Raw genomic sequence first — 20,048 nt, forward strand, 5'->3', positions numbered from 1 at the left:
TTATTTTTTGATGTAAACACCATCCGCCAAAAACGAATAAGTAACTTCGGGCTTGGTGATTTTAGCAATTTCTGCTGCCGATTTTCCGCCGTCTTTTGCATAATGTCTTAACGATTCAACCGATTCTACATCAACAAACGCCTTTCCGCTTATGATTGCTTCGCTGTTATCTGCATTTAGCGGAACAAAGAAACCATAATCTTTAAATTTTACAAATGATTCATCATTACCTGCCAAATTCATTTTCATCCAACAACCTTTCTTTTTGCAAACTGCTTTAATATTCGATTGAAACTGAACCGTAATTGTATCTCCTTTTTTTAGTGTTTTATACTTCTTCAACATTTGTTCTTTAGTATAAACTTTAGTTACTTTGAATTTATCGCCAAACGAAGCGTATTCTTTAGCATCAAAAGATTTAGCTTTTTGCTGAGCCATCACTGCTGTTCCTAAACATAATAACAGCATAATTAGGATAACATTAATTTTTCTCATACGAATTATTTTTAATGAATTGCGAATATAAACAGTTTGGGAAAACCAATTACAAAATTAACAATTATTTTGAGCTTTTATTGTGAAATCAATCCCTGAAATAGGGAAAAGAACATCATTTTGAAAAAAGTATTCAATTTTTTTTTGCGATGCAAAAAACAATCATATTTTTATTAGTTTTACAAAAACTAACAGCACAATTATAATTTTCAGAAAGTAAATTACAAAGAGTTAATTGCCAATTATTTGAAATGTTTTCTGAAGTAAATCCATCATTAAATGACTTTAAAAACTACCAACGAAATCGATATAGTTAGAGCGAATTCTACTAAAATAAATGATGTCGATTTCGAAAATCTTACCTTCGGAAGTGTATTTACAGACCATATGTTGGTTTGTGATTTCAAAGATGGTAAATGGGGAAAACCTGTAATCAAACCTTACGAACCATTCTTAATTGATCCTTCAGCCAAAGTTTTTCACTATGGTCAAGCTATTTTTGAAGGTATGAAAGCGTATAAAGATGAAAACGATGATGTATGGCTTTTCAGACCTGATGAAAATTTCCATCGTTTCAATAAATCAGCTATAAGAATGGCAATGCCCGAAATTCCTGAAGAAATCTTCATAGGCGGTTTAAAAACTATTATAGATTTAGAAAGTGATTGGGTACGAAAAGGAGATGGAGATTCACTATACATCAGACCATTTATGATAGCCATTGGCTCTGGAGTCATTGCTAATCCTTCAACACAGTATCGATTCATGATTATTCTTTCACCAGCTCGCTCTTATTTTGCAGGCGAAGTAAAAGTAATTATAGCAGATCATTTCAGCCGTGCAGCCAATGGCGGAATAGGAGCAGCAAAAGCAGCTGGCAATTATGCAGGGCAATTTTATCCAACAAAATTGGCAAATGAAAAAGGTTACCAACAAGTAATTTGGACCGATGATGCTACGCATACCAAACTGGAAGAAGCCGGTACTATGAATGTTTTTGTTAGAATAAACGATACCTTAATAACAGCGCCTATAAGCGATAGGATTCTAGATGGTATTACACGAAAAAGTTTAATTGATATAGCTAAACGAGATGGTATTAAAGTAGAAGAACGTTCTGTTTTAGTAGACGAATTATTAACCGCTGCAAAAAATGGAAGTCTGAAAGAGCTTTTTGGTGCCGGTACCGCTGCTGTGGTAAGTCCGATTGTTGGATTTTCTTGTCAAGATGTGTATTATGAATTACCAAAGATTGAAAATTCAGTTGCTCTTGACATCAAGGAAAAATTAACAAAAATTCAATGCAAACAAGCAGAAGACACCTTTGGATGGACAGTTAAGGTTTAGTTTTTAGTTACACTTTACAGCTATAGAACTTCGGGGAAACCCGGAGTTTTTTTTGCGTGAATTTTATTTAAATCTTTTACCTTTAGCAAAAACTTGTCTCTTACAAAAACAAACACATGACAACTAAAAAGATATATACTACCGACATTCGTTGGGGCATTATAGGATGTGGAAACGTAACCGAAGTTAAAAGTGGTCCAGCCTATAAACAGGTAGACGGATTTCAATTAGCCGCTGTCATGAGACGAGATATAGACAAACTGAAAGACTATGCGCAAAGGCACAATATTGCCAAATACTATTCGTCAGCAGAAGAATTGATTAATGATCCTGATATAGATGCGGTTTATATCGCTACGCCACCCGATTCGCATAAGTACTATGCGCTTAAAGTGGCTACTGCAGGAAAACCTTGTTGTATAGAAAAACCTTTGGCACCTTGTTATCAGGATAGCCTTGCAATATATGAGGCTTTTAAAAATAAAGAGATTCCTTTATTTGTTGCGTATTACCGTCGTTCTTTACCTCGATTCCAACAGGTAAAAACATGGTTAGACAACAACGCTATTGGTGACCTAAGACATATAAGTTGGAAATTTAGTAAAGCTCCAAATGCCAACGATTTGTCGGGAACTTATAACTGGCGAACAGATGCAAAAGTAGCTCCGGGTGGCTATTTTGATGATTTAGCCAGTCACGGTTTGGATTTATTCACTTATCTGTTGGGAGATGTTAAAGAAGTTTATGGTATTAGTGAAAACCAACAACAATTGTATTTGGCCAAAGACGCTATAACCGCCTGCTGGATTCATGAGACCAATATAACCGGGACAGGATTTTGGAACTTTGGTTGCGAACGTACAGAAGATAAAGTGGAACTCTATGGAAGCAAAGGAAAAATCACCTTCTCTGTTTTTGAAGAAAATCCGCTACTGCTGGAAATCAATGGTTTGCTCGAGGATGTTTATATTGATAATCCTCAAACAGTACAATTACCCCACGTAGAAAACATGAAAAGAGAGTTATTTGAAAAAGAATTTTATCATCCTTCTAATGGCACTACAGCCACACATACGAGTTGGGTGATGGATAAAATTCTTGGGGTTTTATAAACCTGATGATATGGATTTACAATCCAAACAAAGTAAAAACTGTGACTATCTCAGTATCTCCTCAAAACTTGGCTTAAAGTAATTTGGGCCTTTCATCACTTTGCCGTCTTCGCGATAAATTGGATTTCCGTCTTCGCCGAGTTTACTCATGTTTGAACGTTGAATTTCATCAAACACTTCTTCTATTTTGTGTTGTAGTCCGTGTTCTAAAATCGTTCCGCAAAGTATGTATAACATATCGCCAAGCGCATCAGCTATTTCAATCAAATCATTATTCTGAACCGCTTCCAGATATTCTTCGTTTTCTTCTTTCATTAAATTAAAACGAAGCATGTTTTTTTGTTCGCCTAAATCTCCTTTCATTTCGTGGCTTACGCCCAATCCGAATGCGGTGTGGAATTCTTTTACTGCGTTGATTTGCTTTTGCATTTTGTAGTGAAATTTATTGTTGATGCAAATTACAACTTTCCGATACATTTGAGTAAATTTGTTGAAAATTTGAAATAAATGTTCACAACTGGTCAATGGACTTTCGCCGCAATATTTTTTGTTTGTTTTGTAATCGCAGCTTATATCGCTTACGGAAAAGACAAATCACTCCACCAAAAAGTATATAAAGGGAGCTATAAAATACTAATTGCTTTTCTGCTTTTTATCGCTTTACTGTTTGTTATTAAGATTGTGACCAAACATTAGGATGTGGATTCCCGCCTTAGCGGGAATGGCAAGCGGCGGTTATTTTCCTTTCAAAAGATTAACACTTACTGTTGCTATATCAGAATTTGGAAATTTGGTAAAAACATTTGCATTTGAAAACAGTCCGGCTTCGGCGGCAATTTTATGCAAGACATCAATCTCTACAATATACTGATCGGAAAAACCATGTGTAGCATCATAAGCTGTTGCTGCAGTTCTTCCAAGATTATTGGCTGTTAATTCGGGAGCAATAGTGTGTAGCTCTATCAATAGTAACCCAAATTTATCTACAAACGGCGACCATTTTTTTAAATGTTCCAGTAAGTTGTCTTCCACTTCAGTATTACTGATTCTTTGTCCACGATGTGCAAAAGCTCCGGTTGAAGAACTTATTCTGTTTGGTGTTTTCGCGGTTGGTGTTTCCCAAATTCGGTTGTGGTCTAAAAAGGTTCTTACGTTGAGTAATTCTTTCAAGTCAATATTGTAATCTTCCTTTAATGTTTCGGCTAATAATTGTGGTTTCCCAATGTCACCCCAAATTACTTTCGCCCAAATATCGGCTTTGATTAAATTAGCACGGGTAACTTTTATCGCGGCTTCGTTATAATCGACACCAACTAAAAACAACGGATGTTCATCGAGCATTCTGCCTCTAGCAGTTTGGCGTTCAATCACATCAAACATATGTTCCAAAAAAGCACCATTGCCACAACCCATATCCAGAATTCCAATTGGTTGTTCCGCAATCGGACGATTGAACAGTTCGATAATTATCTGATCTACAATTTTGAAATATTCAGCATGTGCGCCACCGCTTCCCCAAACATTCATTTTTCTGTCAACATGCAGTTCTTCTTCGTGTTCACCAATATTTCTAAGTATAGACGGATTACCAAAAAGCAAGTCATCCATTTTTCTAAGTGTTGGAATATAAGAAACTGTAACACCGTAAGCAGCAGCTCTTTTGGCATAAAACAAACCGGTTTCGGTAAATTGGTAATTGCCATTTTTCTTTGTAAACCAATTTAGATGTGACAAGAAGTCGAGGATTTCTTTAAAGCATTCCGGGTTCTTGTGAAACTCTTCCGGGCGAAAAGAGGTTTCCATAAAATACTTATGAAACATTCCGGTCATACCAAGCATCACAATTGTTGGCCCAACCAAAACGCCTTCGATATGGTATAAAACCTGTTCCTGAATAGCTTTGATTTTATCATCATCAGAAAACTGAATTCCGAAGTTTGATTTGTATTTCGAAAACAATTCATTGAGTAATTCAAAAGGTTCTACTTCAAATTTCCGCGGATGAAAATGCTCTGAAAACTGCATCAAATTAAAAACATCATTATATAGCGGAATCAATGAAAAAGCCGTTTCGCTTTTATCATTTGTAATGAAAGCTACTTCATCTTTATGATTATCAATTTGTTGAATAAGCCAACCCTGAGAAGCCAAAACGCGAAGTGCTACATTAAGATAACCTTCATTGGCATTAAACTTTTCTGTAAGTTCCTGAAGTGACACCTTTTGCTGTTGCAGTATATACTCTAAAACACCTTTCTTGTGTAGGGAAAATGCCGTTGGAATTGTTACTATACCATCTAAATGCCTGAATAAAATACCTCGAAGTTCGCTTTTTGTCTTCATCAATTTAAATTTGAATGGACACAAATATAATCAATATTGGTACTATAAAATTCATAACTTTGTGACACTTTACAAACATAGTTTCATGAGAATCTTAAAATATATCTTCTTGCTTATCCTTTTAGCGCTGGTTGGAATTACAGTTTATGTAGCCACACAAAAAGGAGATTTTGAGGTTACTAAAAGTAGTGTCATCAAAACACCAAGAAGTACTGTTTTTGATTATGTTAATGATTATAAAAATTGGGAAACCTTTGGTTCCTGGATGCAGAAAGATACTGATATCAAATTCAATTATGATGCAAAAACCATAGGTGCCGGAGCAAAATGTGCTTTTGAAAGCGGTTCAGATAGTGGTGATATTAAAACGTATTTTGTAAAAGAAAATGACAGTCTTGCTCAAAAAGCAAACTTCAACGGAACAACAGCTACCATTTCATGGAAATTTAAAGATACTGTTGGCGGAACTAAAATAACGGTTTACAGTAAAGGTAAAATGGACATTATGACCAAAATCACCACCTTTTTCAAAGGTGGCATAAGTTCAATTTTGGGAGATGTTTATGAAAAAAGCCTACGTAATCTTGATAAAACATTGCACTACGAAATGAAAACCTATTCCATTAAAGTAAATGGAATTGTACAACGACCGTCTGGTTTTTGTTTAAAACAAACTGTTTCCTGTCGTATTAAAAGTGTGGGTAAGAACACCAAAATCCTGATGGCACGAATGGTTCACTTTTTCAAAAAGAATAAAATTCCTATGGCCGGAAAACCATTTGTGAATTACGACAGATATGATGTTGCCAATGATTTTGCTACTATTTCTATTTGCATTCCGGTTAGACAACAAATTTCAATCACAGACGGAAGTGATGTAGCTTCGGGAGAAATCATTGCTTTTACTTGTTTAAAAACTACTCTGACCGGTGATTATTCGCATACCAAAGAAGCTTGGGCAAAAGCCAAAAAATACATAGCCGATAATGGTTTAAAAGAAAACTTCGCCGGAAGCTATACCGAAGTTTATGTCAAAACTATTGATGATATCAAGCAGCCTTCAAAATGGATTACGGAGATTTATATTCCGGTTTTTCCAAAAGCAATAGAGTTACCAAATCCTATTGTTGCTCCTGTAAATCCTGCTGTTGAGACTCCACAAACAACCACTACTCCAACTGAAAACCCATAATTTTTCAGTAGATTAAACCTTTTCTGCTATCTTTATTCCAATTAGCTAAATTTTCACTTTGCAAGACGAAAAGGATTTTATTCAGGAATTATTAAACCCGAAAACGCAGAATGCTGCGTTTCAAAAACTCTTGCGGGATTATCAACGGCCGTTGTATAATCATATTCGGAATATTGTTTTAAATCACGATGATGCTGATGATGTTTTGCAAAATACATTTGTCAAAGTCTTTCAACATTTAAAAAATTTCAAAGGTGAAAGCAAATTATTTTCCTGGATGTATCGGATAGCTACCAATGAAGCCATTACATTCATCAATCAAAAAGCCAAGCGAAATGGTATGACCAGCGAAGCATTGCAGACCAAAATTGTAGATAACCTCAAAGCAGATATTTATTTTGATGGAAATGAAATGCAAATCAAGTTACAAAAAGCGATTGCACAGCTTCCTGAAAAACAACAGTTGGTTTTTAAAATGAAATATTACGAAGAACTGAAATATGAAGAGTTGTCTGAAATTCTCGGAACATCAGTTGGTGCGTTGAAAGCGTCATATCATCACGCTGTTAAGAAAATTGAAGATTTTGTGAAAAGCAATTAAACCATTTAACATTACCTTTGTCAAAAGCCCATGAAAGATTTTAAACTAGATAACGAACCTAAAATAACCTCAGGATTTACAACGCCTGATGGCTATTTTGATACATTCTCAGAGAAAGTTTTCGCACAATTACCAAAACAGGAACCAAAGGTTATTTCTATTTTTAGTTCGAGAAAGACTTGGTATTTTGCTGCGGCAGCAGTTCTTGTTTTGATGCTGTCTGTTCCAATATATACTAAATATTCAACCCAACAGGAAGAAATTGATTCGGCTACTTTAGAAAATTATCTTGCGTATCAATCCAACATTTCCGAAGAAGAAATTGTAGATTTATTGCAACAGGAAGATTTAGACAAAATGAAAGTGGAATTCAATATTGATGACTCAGCCATCGAAGACGCATTAAACTCAAATTCAAATTTAGAACAATACATAATAGATTAATACTATGAAAATTTCAAAAATATTTCCACTACTCATAGCTTTCATTTCTTTGAATGCTATTGCGCAAGACGGTCCGTTTGCCCGCAAAAAGAAAGAACAAATTAAAGCATTAAAAGTGGCCTTCATAACAGATGAATTGTCATTAACTCCTGATGAAGCCACCAAATTTTGGCCTTTGTTCAATGCTTTTGAAGAGAAGCAACAAGAAATTAAAAAGCAAAAACTGAAAGGTTATTTAAACAGAATGGATGATGAATCGTTTGATAAATTATCTGAAAAAGATGCCGCAACAATGTTAACTCAAATGGAAAGTACCGAAGACGAATTATATCAGTTGAAAAAGAAATTTGTGAACAGTTTAAAAGGAGTCATTTCTCCAATAAAAATTCTGAAACTCAAAAAAGCAGAAGAAAACTTCAACCGTAAATTATTGCAACAATACAGAGATAAGAAATTAGGAAAATAAGAATAAGAGAGCTAAATGCTCTCTTTTTTTTGAATTCAATTCAGGGTTTGATTAAGTTAAGATTAGGTTAAAATTTATTCAAAAATTCTTGTGGCACAGTAATTGGTTGATTCAAAAAAAAGTATTCAATGCTAAAAAATATAATTATGAAAACAAAGATTTTATCCCTCATGATGCTGTCTATATTGAGTATTACAAGTGTTTTTGCTCAGGACAGAACTACGGTTACGGCAAACAATTCTGAAATTAGTGATAATTTAGATTTGCGGGCTGTTGCTTCTATTTTTGGTGATTCTAAAAATTTAGATGATTTCGAAAGACGTCTGAATGATCCAAAAATTCAAATCTCTAACTTAGATTTAAACGGAGACAATAAAGTGGATTATTTACGTGTCATTGAAACTGTTGAAGGTAATGTACATTTAATCGTTATTCAATCTGTGCTTGGTCGCGATACTTTCCAGGATATCGCTACCGTTGAAGTTGAACGAGACAGAAATAACAGAGTTCAGGTTCAAGTTGTTGGCGACGTTTATATGTATGGTGACAATTATATTTATGAGCCTGTTTATGCTTATACTCCGGTGATTTATACTTCATTTTGGGTTTCTAATTACCGTCCATACTATTCTTCATGGTATTGGGGATACTATCCTAGCTTTTATATTGCATGGACACCATTTCCTATATATACTTACAGAAGTCACATCAATATCTGTATAAATAATTACCATCATTATAATTATGTAAATTACAGAAGATGTAGTGTTGCTTATAACAATTATTACTATTACGGAAGAAGAGGAAATGGTTATGAGAGACAATATCCAAATCGCTCATTTGAACGCAGAAATACCGGTTATACAAACCGATATGAATTAGAGAATAACAGAAACAATAGAAATCAGGTTGCTTATAATAACACCAGAAACAATTCTTACGTTACAAATTCTACAAGAAATGTTAGAACTCAAAATAGCACTCGAGAAGTAAGCAGTGAATCGCCATCAAGAACATACGGAAACGTGAGAAATCAAGAATCAACCAGAAATGTGACAGTTGAAAGCAATTCGAGAAACGAGAGAGCCGAAAATCCAAGAAGCTATGGAAATGTGAGAAACCAAGAATCAACGAGAAATGTAACAGTTGAAAGCAATTCGAGAAACGAGAGAGCTGAAACTCCAAGAAGTTATGGAAATGTGAGAAACCAAGAATCAACGAGAAATGTGACAGTTGAAAGCAATTCGAGAAATGAGAGAGCTGAAACTCCAAGAAGTTATGGAAATGTGAGAAACCAAGAATCAGCGAGAACATACGGTAATGTTGGAAATAACAGAAATTCGGAATCTCAAAGAAATTATGGAACTCAGAGAAGTGCTGAACCTCAAAGAAATTCAAATCCAAGAGATTTTTCACAACAAAGAGGAAATTCACAAAGAAGTGAAGGAAATTCAAGAGGTAATGGTAATGGAAATAGAAGAAGTTAGTTTGAATAAATAAGTTAAGTTGTTAGGTAAAGACATTGCTTTGGCAATGTCTTTTTGTTTTTAAAAATAATTGACCTTTACATAATGAGATATTTCAAAAAGATATAAATTTGCACTCTTTAACTTTTCATTATGAGTTCGCATAATCATAGTCTTCATAGCAAATTATCCGTTGGTGGATTATTAGTAGCATTAGGAATAATTTATGGAGATATTGGTACTTCACCGCTCTATGTAATGAAAGCCATTCTTGGTGTTCATGAAATTTCGAGAGATATTGTTCTTGGCGGAATATCATGCGTTTTTTGGACACTTACTCTACAAACAACTATCAAATACGTAATTATAACACTAAGCGCCGATAATCATGGTGAAGGTGGAATCTTTGCTTTATTTGCCTTAGTCAAACGAACCAAAATAAAATGGCTAATTGTGCCTGCTATAATTGGTGGTAGTGCCTTATTAGCAGACGGAATTATTACACCTCCTATTTCGGTTTCGGCAGCAGTTGAAGGGATTAACACCTTCTATGACATGGAAACCCGAACTATACAAATTATAGTAATTTGTATTCTGTTTGTATTATTTACCATTCAACAATTTGGGTCTAAATTGGTAGGGAAGTTTTTTGCACCAATGATGTTAATTTGGTTTACGATGTTAGGAGTTCTAGGATCACTGCAAATTATGAGCGATTTATCTGTTTTTAATGCAATCAACCCTTATTATGCCTACGAATTATTATTGATTCACCCTGAAGGATTCTTTGTTCTGGGAGCCGTCTTTCTATGTACAACCGGAGCCGAAGCTTTGTATTCAGATATGGGACATTGCGGAAGAAAAAACATCCGTATCAGTTGGATTTTTGTAAAAGTTATGCTTTTGCTTAATTACTTTGGGCAAGGTGCATATTTGATAAGTCATGAAGGAAAAACATTGGAGCAATTAGGTGGAAAAGACGGGAATCCATTCTACCTGATTATGGCCGATTGGTTCCAACCTATTGGAGTTGTAATAGCGACATTGGCAGCTGTTATTGCTTCTCAAGCTTTAATCAGTGGTTCATTTACTTTGATTAATGAAGCAATGCGTTTGAATTTTTGGCCAAAAGTAAAAATCAAATACCCTACAGAGTTAAAAGGACAATTATACATTCCATCCATCAACTGGTTATTGCTTTTAGGTTGTATTGGTATCGTTTGGTATTTTGAAAAATCAAGTGCCATGGAACATGCTTATGGTTTAGCCATCGTTCTTTGTATGATTATGACCACCATTTTATTGAATTTTTATTTGATAATGAGAAGAGTGAAATGGTATATCATTGGAGCAATCATTACCGCTTATCTTGTTATAGAGTCCAGTTTCTTGGCAGCAATTCTACCAAAATTTATACACGGAGGATTTGTAACTTTAATCATTGCCTCTGCTTTAATTGGCGTTATGGCAACCTGGTATTTGGCCAAACAAATCAGTAAAAATTACACCAAAATTGTTAAAATTGATGATTATAAAAAGGTCTTGGCCGAATTAAGTGTTGACCTTTCAATTCCAAAATATGCCACGCATTTGGTATATATGACCAACTCCAATCGCAGTGATGAAATTGAAGAAAAAGTAATGTATTCTATACTTCAAAAACGCCCAAAACGTGCTGACTTGTATTGGTTTATCCACGTAAATGTATTAAGCGAACCATATAAAAAAGAATACCGTGTTACCGAAATAATTAAAGACGACATCTATCGTATAGATTTCTATCTTGGCTTTAGAGAACCTACCAAAATTAATTTGATGTTCAAACAAGTAATCAAGGAAATGGTGGAACGTGGTGAGGTTGATATTACGAGTCGTTATGAGTCATTAAACAAAAATAATATCATCGGTGACTTTAAATTTGTATTATCTGAAAAATTCCTTTCAAATGACAGTGATTTATCTTTCTTTGAGAAAGTTGTCATGAATACCTATTTCATGATGAAAAAATTAAGTTTGTCTGAAGAAAAAGGATTTGGATTGGATAGCAGTTCCGTAAAAATTGAACAGTTTCCCCTTGTACTTCACGCACCCGAAAAAATCGAAATGAAGCGAATAGAAAAAGTGTATGAATAAATCAATGAAAGGCTTTATCTAAAAGAATTTTACTGCTATTTTTTGCTTCATAATTGACTATTTAAATGAATAATTAAAGATCATCAAAGAAATTTAAAACGGTAAGCATTAATTAAATTTTTATTCTTTTATAAATTTTCCATTACTCAAATTATTACCACTACTTTTTACTGAATAAGTATAAAGTCCTTTAGGAAGTTCTGAAATATTAATTAAAGTTTCATTTTCAAATTTTTTAGTCAAAATAAGTTTCGCAGACATATCAAAAACAGAAATCAGGTAGATTACACCAACTTTACCTGAAATTTTTATAAAATCTTTTGACGGATTTGGAGACAAAATAATTTGATTTGTCAAAATCAAATTCTCATTATTTAAGCTATTACATTGAATGCAGTTTTTTTGAAATGTAATTGAATTATCGACCACAATTTGATTATCAAACAAATTTCCTTGATCACAATTTCCTTTTAGTTGATACTCTAACCATGGCAAAATATAGCTGTTAATTATATTTTGCTGCACTATTCTGGTTATTGTCGGCTGTGGCGAACAGGATGATTCTCCAATTCCACAAAATAAATTACTGTTTGCCATTTGGCAATGACTTCCTCCAATAATATTTATAAGCGTTTTACATGAACTAACCAAATCATCATACATAAGGATTTGATTTGATATTGGTGGTGTTACGCAATCATTAACTCCGGCAAAAATTAATGATGGAATTGTTACAGAAGCTGCCGCCTGAACTGCTGAAGGTGTTGTTTCTGCTGCAGCAAAATTTACTAATGTTTTAATATTTGGATTTAATTGAGCAGCTAAAAAAGAAGCACCGCCTCCCATACTATGCCCCATAACAGCATTCATGACGCTTATTCTATTGTAAAAAAGAGAAGAAGAATTATTCCCTAAAACTGTCATTTGATCTAAAACAAATGACAAATCCTTTCCAAAATCAAGATGAGATGGAGAAAATGTGCCTTCTGTTTTTGGAAAAATCATAATATAACCATTGGGAACTAAAAAATTCCAATAATTTTGATAAGCATCCCAAGTCATTAGAAATCCATGACCAAAACTTAAAACCGGAAAAGTAGCACTAGTTGAAGTAGTCATGGCAACATTATCGCCTGTTACATCAGATGGATAATATATTTCTGTTGCAATAACTCGATTACCTCTTGAAGAATCTGTAAAATTAATAGTTGTATGTCCTATTTGAAATGGCTGGGAAAAACTAAAATGAATAACAAAAAGTAATAAAATGGTAATTATAAATTTCGTTGTTTTCATCCTGAAGATTTTATTTGTAATATCAAATATATCGAATAAAAAATCTATTCAATATTTAGCTAGTTAAATTTGAGTTAAGATAACAAAAAAGCAATATCTTTGCCCGCTGATTTTTTTACACTATGCGATTACATCGAAATTTAGTTTACACCACGATTGACTCTTTAAACGCTATCTTCAACGAAGGAGAATACGCCGATAAAGTAGTTGCCCGTGCTTTAAAAAAAGACAAACGTTGGGGAAGTTCCGATAGAAAATTTGTTGCCGAAACTATCTACGAAGTAGTTCGCTGGAAAAGACTATATGCCGAAATTGCCGAAGTAAAAGAACCTTTCAACCGTGAAGATTTATGGAGAATGTTTGCTGTTTGGGCTGTTTTAAGAGGTTATCCAATTCCGGATTGGAGACAATTAGAAGGAACTCCGGAAAGGAAAATAAAAGGAAGATTTGATGAACTTTCTAAAATTAGAAAAATGCGCGAATCTATTCCGGATTGGATGGATGAATTAGGCGTAAAAGAATTAGGAGAATCTGTTTGGACCAAAGAAATTGCAGCACAAAACCAACCTGCAAAAGTTATCCTTCGCGTAAATACCTTAAAAACTACAAAGGAAAATCTGCGTTCACTTTTGATGGATTTAAACATCGAAACCGAATTTTTGAAAGACCAACCCGATGCACTAGTCTTAAAAGAAAGAGCAAATGTCTTTTTGACCGATGCATTCAAAGAAGGAATGTTTGAAGTTCAGGATGCATCTTCACAATTAGTAGCTGCTTTCCTGGATGTTCAACCCGGAATGAGAGTTGTTGATACTTGTGCCGGTGCCGGTGGAAAAACATTACACATGGCTTCATTAATGCAAAACAAAGGGCAATTAATTGCAATGGATTTGTATGAAAGTAAACTAAAACAATTAAAATTAAGAGCCAAAAGAAATGGCGCTTTCAATATAGAATATCGTATAATTGACACTACTAAAGTGATCAAGAAATTACACGAAAAAGCAGACAGAGTCTTAATTGACGCACCATGTAGCGGCTTGGGAGTTTTAAAAAGAAATCCAGATGCCAAATGGAAATTGCAACCTGAATTTATCGATAATATCAAAAAAGTACAGGCCGAAGTTTTAGAAAATTATTCTAAAATAGTAAAGCCCGGCGGTAAGTTAGTTTATGCAACCTGCTCTGTCTTACCTTCTGAAAATCAGGAACAAATTAAGCGTTTCTTAACAACTGAAACCGGAAAAACATTTAATTTTGTTAAAGAAACAAAAATCCTTGCCCAGGAAACCGGATTTGATGGATTTTACATGGCACTCTTAGAAAGAAAAAAAGAAATATAAAAAACAAATGAAAAAAATTACCTCACTTTTATTATTATTAAACATTGCCATAGCTTTTTCACAAAATGGAGCTCCTGCCAGTCCATATTATAACGGATTCAACTGGACTCTAACAGGAAGCAACTTGAAAAATGCATTAGCAACAAAAATCATAACTACGCATACACATGAATTAGTTTATTCACAAACAGATAATGCACTAGCTATTTTAGATCTGGATCCTGCAGATGCTACTAACACCAATGTATTACTTGTTTATGGATTTAGCAGCAACCTATGTCCAGCAGCTTCGAGCGATGACAAAGATCATAGAAGAAGAGATGCCAGCATGCAAGATGACGGATCTGCAAATCCTTGTCTTTATAATAGAGAACACACTTTCCCTAAAGCGTTGGGAGTTCCTGATTTGGGAACATCCGGACCTGGTGCGGATTTACATCACTTAAGAGCAGCAGACAAAAAAAGAAACGCTGATAGGGATAATGATAAATTTTTTAATGGATCGGGGAATTCATTTGAAAGTGGAACGAACTGGTATCCCGGCGATGAATGGAAAGGTGATATAGCACGAATGATGATGTATATGTATTTGAGATATGGTGATCAATGCCTTCCGATAAATGTTGGAGTAGGAACACCAGTAGCATCCGATGCAAATATGATAGATTTATTTTTGCAATGGAATGCAGAAGACCCTGTTTCCCAATTTGAAGACAACCGAAACACCTATTTAGGAAACGCTTCAAACACTTACGGACAAGGAAATAGAAACCCATTCATTGACAATCCTTATTTAGCTACAGTAATTTGGGGCGGACCAACAGCTCAAAACAGATGGCCTACTATTTTCTTAGCAAACCCAACTTTTGATTTGGCAGATTCAGTTTCAATTTATCCAAATCCAGCTTCTGATGTTGTAAATATTACTACTGATGTTGTTCTCGATGAAATTGATATTATCACCATAAACGGTCAGGTTTTACAGCAAATAAAAAATCCTGTCATTCAGAATAACACCTATACAATTGGCAATTTGCCTAAAGGTTTTTATTTCGTGAAATTATCTTCTGCAACTAATTCTGTTACCAAAAAAGTGTTGATAAACTAGATTTATAACTCCAATTTATAGAAAAAAGCTATTGAAATTCAATAGCTTTTTTTTGTTTTTAGTACACCATTAGCATTCCTTTAAACGAGAAAACGTTGATTTTCTTTGAATTTTCGGTGCTTCTTTAGTATCTTTCGCCCTCAAAATGTGTAACCCTTAAAACATTTTCAAAATGTTAGAAGAAAAGAATGATAACCTGCTTGAAGCAGATGGAAACGTAACCGATGAATCTCAAGAAGTGACCATCGCTGAAAATCAAGAGATTCTTGTTGAAAATCAAGAAGAAGCAGAAGCTATATCAGAAGAAGAAACTAGCGTTAGCGAACCGACGGAGCAAGCTGTTGCTGATGTAGAAGCCGTTGAAGAAGTGGTTGATCTAAAAGCTGCCATTTTAACCGAAGCCCTTACAGAAGATGAACTCGAAGTTGCTGCCGAAAGAGAAGCACTTGTTGAAGAAACTGTTGAGCCTAAAGTAAAGAAAGCTAAATCAAAAGCTACAACTGAAGTAGTAGAAGAGACAGTTGAATTGACTGACGAACAAGTTGCTGATGACTCTCCGGTAATCGAGAGTGACAGCCAATCGGTAATCAATGCCATCGAAGAAGTAAACGCAGAAGAAAGCGAAGACGAAACATTAAAAGACCGTCATGATATTCCAATGCTCGATTACGATGCTTTATCAATGGAGCAATTGGTTGATGAATTAGGCGAGTTAGTTGTTGTCGAAAAACTAATGTCAGTTAAAGACCATGTTGAAGAACTAAAAAAATCATTCTTATCAAAATACCATCATTTTATTGATGAAAAGAAAGAGGAATTTCATGCTGAAAATCCGGATACAACCGAAGATTTTCATTATCATTTCCCATTAAAAGTAAAATTTGACCAATTATATTCTCAATACAGAGACAAAAAAAATAGCCATTTCCAAAGCCTGCAAAACAATCTAAAAGCAAATTTAGAAAATAGATTGGCGATTGTAGAGGAATTGAAAAACCTAATCCACAGCCAAGACAGCATTCCGGTTACTTTAAAGAAATTTAACGATATCAGAGACCGATGGAAAGTGGCTGGTCCAATTCCGAAAGACAAATACAATCACGTTTGGAATAACTATCACTTTCATTTAGAGAATTTCTACGATGTGCTTCACTTAGACAGAGAAATTCGCGATTTGGATTTCAAACACAATCTAGTTCAAAAGCTTAAAATCATTGAGCGTGTTGAAGAATTGGTAAAAGAAGAAGATATCAACAAAGCTTTCCGTGAATTACAGGATTTACACCGAATCTGGAAAGAAGATATTGGTCCGGTTTCAAGAGAAAATCGTGAAGAAATTTGGAATAAATTCAGTGAATTAACCAAACAAATGCACGACAAACGCGAAGGTTTATTTGAAAAACTTCGTGAAGTTGAAAAGGCAAATCTGGAGAAGAAAAAAGAAATCATTGCCCAAATCGAAGTTTTAGCACAAGAGAAAGTAAACTCTCATGCGGCTTGGTTAGGTCAAATCGAAAAAGTAGAAGCCTTGCGCAATCAGTTCTTCGGCGCAGGAAAAGTTCCGGCTGAAGTTACTGACCAAACTTGGACCGAATTTAAAAATGCAGTAAGAAGTTTCAACGTTTTGAAAAACTCATTCTACAAAGACATTAAGAAAGACCAAAACGATAACCTTTCTAAAAAACAAGCTTTAGTTGCCAAAGCAATCGAATTAAAAGACAATACAGATTTTGCTGCCACTACACCACTATTCAAACAAATTCAGGAAGAATGGAAAACGATTGGTCATGTGCCAAGAAAATTTTCGGATAAACTTTGGGCTGAATTCAGAGGTGCTTGTAACGAATATTTCGAAAAGTTAAAAGAGCAAAAATCTGAAGCCAATGCCGAAGAAATAGAAGCATTCGAAAAGAAAAAAGCTTATTTAGAAACCATAAAATCATTTGAACTTATTGGCGAACACAAAGCCGATTTGGATGCTATCAAGGCACATATCGAAACATGGAAAAGCTTTGGAAAAGTTCCTTTTGCACGCAGACATATCGAAGGTAAATTCAATAAAATCTTAGATGCTTTGTTCGAAAAATTGAGCTCAAGCAAAAAAGACAACGAAATGGCGCGTTATGCAAATCGTTTAGACAATCTTTCAGGTGCAGAAAACACCAGAAAATTGGATAATGAAAAAGTATTCATCATGCGCAAGATTGAAGAAGTTCAAAGCAATCTTTTCCAATTGGAGAATAATATTCAGTTTTTTGCCAATGCTAAAAAAGATAATCCATTAGTAAAAGAAGTAATGAACAATATTGAGAAACAAAAAGAAGAATTAGCTACTTGGAAAGAAAAGCTAAAACAACTTAGAAGTATCAAATCAGAATAAATAAAAATCCTCTCGTTTTGAGAGGATTTTTTTATGGTTGTATTTTAGAAGCCAAAAGATAAATTACTGCCATTCGTATTGCCACACCATTTTCGACTTGGTCTAATATGACGGATTGCTTAGAGTCGGCGACATCTGAAGTGATTTCAACACCTCTATTTATTGGTCCCGGATGCATGATTACGATTTCTTTTGATAAAGAATCTAAAAGTTGCTTGTCAACGCCATATTGTTGGGCATATTCTCTTGTTGAAGGAAAGTAATTCACATCCATTCTTTCATTCTGCACGCGAAGCATATTTGCTACATCGCACCACTCGAGTGCTTTTCGCAAGTTTGGCTCGACCGTTACACCAAGACTTTCAATGTGTTTTGGAATCAAGGTTTTTGGCCCACAAACTTTAACTTCGGCACCTTGCATTTGTAAAGCATAGATGTTTGACAATGCTACTCGCGAATGCAATATATCACCTACGATGACCACCTTCTTTCCTCCTACTTCTCCTAATCGCTCTTTGATAGAATAACTATCCAATAAAGCTTGTGTTGGATGTTCATGTGCTCCGTCTCCTGCGTTGATGATACTGGCTTTTACATTTTGTGATAAGAAGTAAGCCGCACCCGGATTTGCATGTCGCATAACCACCATATCGACTTTCATCGAAAGAATATTGTTCACTGTGTCAATCAGCGTTTCTCCTTTTTTTACGGAAGATTGTGCTGTTGAAAAACTAATCACATCGGCAGATAATCTTTTTTGAGCTAATTCGAAAGAGAGTTTGGTTCGTGTACTGTTTTCGAAAAAAATGTTGGCAATGGTAATGTCACGCAGCGAAGGCACTTTTTTGATTGGCCGATTAATGACTTCCTTGAAATGGTCAGCTGTATCAAATATCAAATCGATATCCTGCTTATTCAGATATTTTATCCCTAATAAATGGTTGACTGATAGTTCGGACATTTTGTTGTATGTTGTGTTGTATGTTATTGTGTCACCCTGAGCCTGTCGAAGGGCTTTTCTCTATTATCTTTTTCTTTCTTCTTATCCCTTATCCCTTTTCCCTCTTGACTTAACTCAAATAAACCGCATCTTCCCCATCCTTTTCTTTCCAGCAGACTTTTACTTTTTCATCGTTAATCACATCTACCTGACGGCCGCGATAATCGGGTTGTATTGGTAAGTGACGACTAAATCGTCTGTCTATTAATACTAATAACTCTATCTCTGATGGTCTTCCGAAAGACTGTATAGCGGTCAACGCAGCTCGAATGCTTCTTCCTGTAAAAAGCACATCGTCAATAAAGACTACTTTTTTATCTTCTACCAGGAAATCGATTTGTGTTTTATTGGCCTCTAATTGTTTTTCGCCACGACGGAAATCATCGCGAAAAAAAGTGATGTCTAAAAAGCCAAGCGATATATTTTTGATATTGTATTCGGTCTCTAAAATGGTCTTCAATCGTTCTGCCAGTGAAACGCCTCGAGGTTGAATGCCTATAAGTACTGAGTTGGAAAAATCGAGGTGATTTTCGATTAACTGACAAGCCAAACGATGGAGTATGATATTGACTTCTTTGGAAGTGAGCAATACTTTTTGACTCATGATAGTGTTGTTTGGGTGGTAAAAGTAGTATTTTTTATTGAGTGTGTCAACTGGTGAATAAATTTTAAGTTTATAGTTAAATGTTTTATACCCTTTTTTGCTAATTTTATTAATATTATCAACTCTCAGATTAATTCATATAAATGACATCCGAAATAATCCAAACCACACCCGAAAGCGAAATTGTAAGCACCCGAACTGTAAACTTCCCAATAGAACTTGTTTTCAAAGCCTGGTCAGAACCCAATCATTTAAAAAACTGGTGGGGACCAAAAGGGTTTACCAATACGTTTAACGAATTCGACTTTAGAGTAGGCGGGAAATGGAGCTTCATCATGCACGGTCCCGATAAAGGAAATTATGCCAACGAATGTGAGTTTATCAAAATAGAAAAACCAAATCTCATCGCCTGGAAGCGTCATTCAAAACCATTGTTTCAGATTTTAACAACCTTTGAAGAACTGTCAAACAATAGCACAAAAATTGTTTTTAAAATGCTTTTTAATACGGTTGAAGAATGCAACAAACTAAGACCGTATGTAGTCGATAAAAACGAAGAAAACTTTGATAAGCTCGAAGTAGTATTAGCAAAAATACCTTAATTTTTTTGAGGAATTTTTATTTTTCTGAATAAATATCTGACAGTATATAAAATATCATTATCTTTATATACCTAAATCTTGAGATGTTACCTGTAGTATTAATAGCTTAAACAAAT

The 20,048-nt window shown here is 34.6% G+C and carries 18 protein-coding genes; 12 read left to right on the forward strand and 6 right to left on the reverse strand.

What is annotated here, in order from left to right; all coding sequences use genetic code 11:
- Entirely contained in the window at positions 1-495 is a 495-nt protein-coding gene (locus tag L1S35_RS04375) for a DUF4920 domain-containing protein (RefSeq protein WP_236396990.1), read from the reverse strand.
- Between the two features lie 279 nt (positions 496-774).
- Between L1S35_RS04375 and L1S35_RS04380 the strand changes: the two genes are divergently transcribed.
- Positions 775-1,842, forward strand: a complete 1,068-nt coding sequence (locus L1S35_RS04380) for a branched-chain amino acid aminotransferase (protein WP_236396992.1) — start codon at positions 775-777, stop codon at positions 1,840-1,842.
- Between the two features lie 116 nt (positions 1,843-1,958).
- Positions 1,959-2,954, forward strand: coding sequence for a Gfo/Idh/MocA family protein (locus L1S35_RS04385; protein ID WP_236396994.1), 996 nt, complete (start codon positions 1,959-1,961; stop codon positions 2,952-2,954).
- Positions 2,955-2,999: 45 nt separating this feature from the next.
- Here the strand turns inward: L1S35_RS04385 and L1S35_RS04390 are convergent, their stop codons facing one another.
- Complete coding sequence (locus L1S35_RS04390; RefSeq protein ID WP_236396997.1) at positions 3,000-3,383, reverse strand: pyrophosphohydrolase domain-containing protein; 384 nt, start codon at positions 3,381-3,383, stop codon at positions 3,000-3,002.
- Positions 3,384-3,689: 306 nt separating this feature from the next.
- Positions 3,690-5,297 (reverse strand): class I SAM-dependent methyltransferase, encoded by a 1,608-nt coding sequence (locus tag L1S35_RS04400; protein ID WP_236397001.1) that lies wholly within the window; start codon positions 5,295-5,297, stop codon positions 3,690-3,692.
- 85 nt (positions 5,298-5,382) lie between these two features.
- On the opposite strand from L1S35_RS04400, the gene L1S35_RS04405 reads away from it, so the two are divergent.
- From L1S35_RS04405 to L1S35_RS04430, 6 genes are all read left to right on the forward strand, one after another.
- Positions 5,383-6,489: a GyrI-like domain-containing protein gene (locus L1S35_RS04405; protein ID WP_236397004.1), complete on the forward strand. Its 1,107-nt coding sequence runs from the start codon at positions 5,383-5,385 to the stop codon at positions 6,487-6,489.
- A 58-nt stretch (positions 6,490-6,547) separates the two neighbouring features.
- Positions 6,548-7,090, forward strand: coding sequence for an RNA polymerase sigma factor (locus tag L1S35_RS04410; RefSeq protein ID WP_236397006.1), 543 nt, complete (start codon positions 6,548-6,550; stop codon positions 7,088-7,090).
- A gap of 30 nt (positions 7,091-7,120) precedes the next feature.
- On the forward strand, positions 7,121-7,534 hold the full coding sequence (locus L1S35_RS04415; RefSeq protein ID WP_236397008.1) for a hypothetical protein: 414 nt from the start codon (positions 7,121-7,123) through the stop codon (positions 7,532-7,534).
- Positions 7,535-7,538: 4 nt separating this feature from the next.
- Entirely contained in the window at positions 7,539-8,000 is a 462-nt protein-coding gene (locus tag L1S35_RS04420; protein WP_236397010.1) for a sensor of ECF-type sigma factor, read from the forward strand.
- Positions 8,001-8,146: 146 nt separating this feature from the next.
- Complete coding sequence (locus L1S35_RS04425) at positions 8,147-9,487, forward strand: hypothetical protein (RefSeq protein WP_236397012.1); 1,341 nt, start codon at positions 8,147-8,149, stop codon at positions 9,485-9,487.
- Between the two features lie 132 nt (positions 9,488-9,619).
- The gene (locus L1S35_RS04430) at positions 9,620-11,599 is read left to right on the forward strand and encodes a KUP/HAK/KT family potassium transporter (protein WP_236397014.1); all 1,980 of its coding nucleotides are present in this window, start codon (positions 9,620-9,622) and stop codon (positions 11,597-11,599) included.
- A gap of 120 nt (positions 11,600-11,719) precedes the next feature.
- Here the strand turns inward: L1S35_RS04430 and L1S35_RS04435 are convergent, their stop codons facing one another.
- Positions 11,720-12,895, reverse strand: a complete 1,176-nt coding sequence (locus L1S35_RS04435; protein WP_236397015.1) for a poly(ethylene terephthalate) hydrolase family protein — start codon at positions 12,893-12,895, stop codon at positions 11,720-11,722.
- Between the two features lie 122 nt (positions 12,896-13,017).
- Here L1S35_RS04435 and L1S35_RS04440 point away from each other — a divergent pair, with 122 nt between their 5' ends.
- From L1S35_RS04440 to L1S35_RS04450, 3 genes are all read left to right on the forward strand, one after another.
- Positions 13,018-14,238 carry an RsmB/NOP family class I SAM-dependent RNA methyltransferase gene (locus tag L1S35_RS04440; RefSeq protein ID WP_236397016.1) on the forward strand — a complete coding sequence of 407 codons (1,221 nt, stop codon included), beginning with the start codon at positions 13,018-13,020 and terminating at the stop codon, positions 14,236-14,238.
- A gap of 7 nt (positions 14,239-14,245) precedes the next feature.
- Entirely contained in the window at positions 14,246-15,346 is a 1,101-nt protein-coding gene (locus L1S35_RS04445) for an endonuclease (RefSeq protein ID WP_236397017.1), read from the forward strand.
- A gap of 172 nt (positions 15,347-15,518) precedes the next feature.
- Positions 15,519-17,726, forward strand: coding sequence for a DUF349 domain-containing protein (locus L1S35_RS04450; protein WP_236397019.1), 2,208 nt, complete (start codon positions 15,519-15,521; stop codon positions 17,724-17,726).
- A gap of 31 nt (positions 17,727-17,757) precedes the next feature.
- Here L1S35_RS04450 and L1S35_RS04455 read toward each other — a convergent pair whose 3' ends face one another.
- Positions 17,758-18,687 (reverse strand): aspartate carbamoyltransferase catalytic subunit, encoded by a 930-nt coding sequence (locus L1S35_RS04455; protein ID WP_236397022.1) that lies wholly within the window; start codon positions 18,685-18,687, stop codon positions 17,758-17,760.
- Positions 18,688-18,796: 109 nt separating this feature from the next.
- On the reverse strand, positions 18,797-19,330 hold the full coding sequence (gene pyrR / locus L1S35_RS04460) for a bifunctional pyr operon transcriptional regulator/uracil phosphoribosyltransferase PyrR (protein WP_236397023.1): 534 nt from the start codon (positions 19,328-19,330) through the stop codon (positions 18,797-18,799).
- Positions 19,331-19,473: 143 nt separating this feature from the next.
- Here pyrR and L1S35_RS04465 point away from each other — a divergent pair, with 143 nt between their 5' ends.
- Complete coding sequence (locus L1S35_RS04465; RefSeq protein ID WP_236397025.1) at positions 19,474-19,932, forward strand: SRPBCC family protein; 459 nt, start codon at positions 19,474-19,476, stop codon at positions 19,930-19,932.
- The last annotated feature ends 116 nt before the right edge of the window (positions 19,933-20,048 follow it).

This window comes from Flavobacterium anseongense (genome assembly GCF_021608185.1).
Taxonomy (GTDB): Bacteria; Bacteroidota; Bacteroidia; order Flavobacteriales; family Flavobacteriaceae; genus Flavobacterium; species Flavobacterium anseongense.

Excerpts from the sequence above, each read along its gene's own strand:
- L1S35_RS04375 (WP_236396990.1), bottom strand. The coding sequence starts at position 495 with ATGAGAAAAATTAATGTTATCCTAATTATGCTGTTATTATGTTTAGGA.
- L1S35_RS04380 (WP_236396992.1), top strand. The coding sequence starts at position 775 with ATGACTTTAAAAACTACCAACGAAATCGATATAGTTAGAGCGAATTCT.
- L1S35_RS04385 (WP_236396994.1), top strand. The coding sequence starts at position 1,959 with ATGACAACTAAAAAGATATATACTACCGACATTCGTTGGGGCATTATA.
- L1S35_RS04390 (WP_236396997.1), bottom strand. The coding sequence starts at position 3,383 with ATGCAAAAGCAAATCAACGCAGTAAAAGAATTCCACACCGCATTCGGA.
- L1S35_RS04400 (WP_236397001.1), bottom strand. The coding sequence starts at position 5,297 with ATGAAGACAAAAAGCGAACTTCGAGGTATTTTATTCAGGCATTTAGAT.
- L1S35_RS04405 (WP_236397004.1), top strand. The coding sequence starts at position 5,383 with ATGAGAATCTTAAAATATATCTTCTTGCTTATCCTTTTAGCGCTGGTT.
- L1S35_RS04415 (WP_236397008.1), top strand. The coding sequence starts at position 7,121 with ATGAAAGATTTTAAACTAGATAACGAACCTAAAATAACCTCAGGATTT.
- L1S35_RS04420 (WP_236397010.1), top strand. The coding sequence starts at position 7,539 with ATGAAAATTTCAAAAATATTTCCACTACTCATAGCTTTCATTTCTTTG.
- L1S35_RS04425 (WP_236397012.1), top strand. The coding sequence starts at position 8,147 with ATGAAAACAAAGATTTTATCCCTCATGATGCTGTCTATATTGAGTATT.
- L1S35_RS04430 (WP_236397014.1), top strand. The coding sequence starts at position 9,620 with ATGAGTTCGCATAATCATAGTCTTCATAGCAAATTATCCGTTGGTGGA.
- L1S35_RS04435 (WP_236397015.1), bottom strand. The coding sequence starts at position 12,895 with ATGAAAACAACGAAATTTATAATTACCATTTTATTACTTTTTGTTATT.
- L1S35_RS04440 (WP_236397016.1), top strand. The coding sequence starts at position 13,018 with ATGCGATTACATCGAAATTTAGTTTACACCACGATTGACTCTTTAAAC.
- L1S35_RS04445 (WP_236397017.1), top strand. The coding sequence starts at position 14,246 with ATGAAAAAAATTACCTCACTTTTATTATTATTAAACATTGCCATAGCT.
- L1S35_RS04450 (WP_236397019.1), top strand. The coding sequence starts at position 15,519 with ATGTTAGAAGAAAAGAATGATAACCTGCTTGAAGCAGATGGAAACGTA.
- L1S35_RS04455 (WP_236397022.1), bottom strand. The coding sequence starts at position 18,687 with ATGTCCGAACTATCAGTCAACCATTTATTAGGGATAAAATATCTGAAT.
- pyrR (WP_236397023.1), bottom strand. The coding sequence starts at position 19,330 with ATGAGTCAAAAAGTATTGCTCACTTCCAAAGAAGTCAATATCATACTC.
- L1S35_RS04465 (WP_236397025.1), top strand. The coding sequence starts at position 19,474 with ATGACATCCGAAATAATCCAAACCACACCCGAAAGCGAAATTGTAAGC.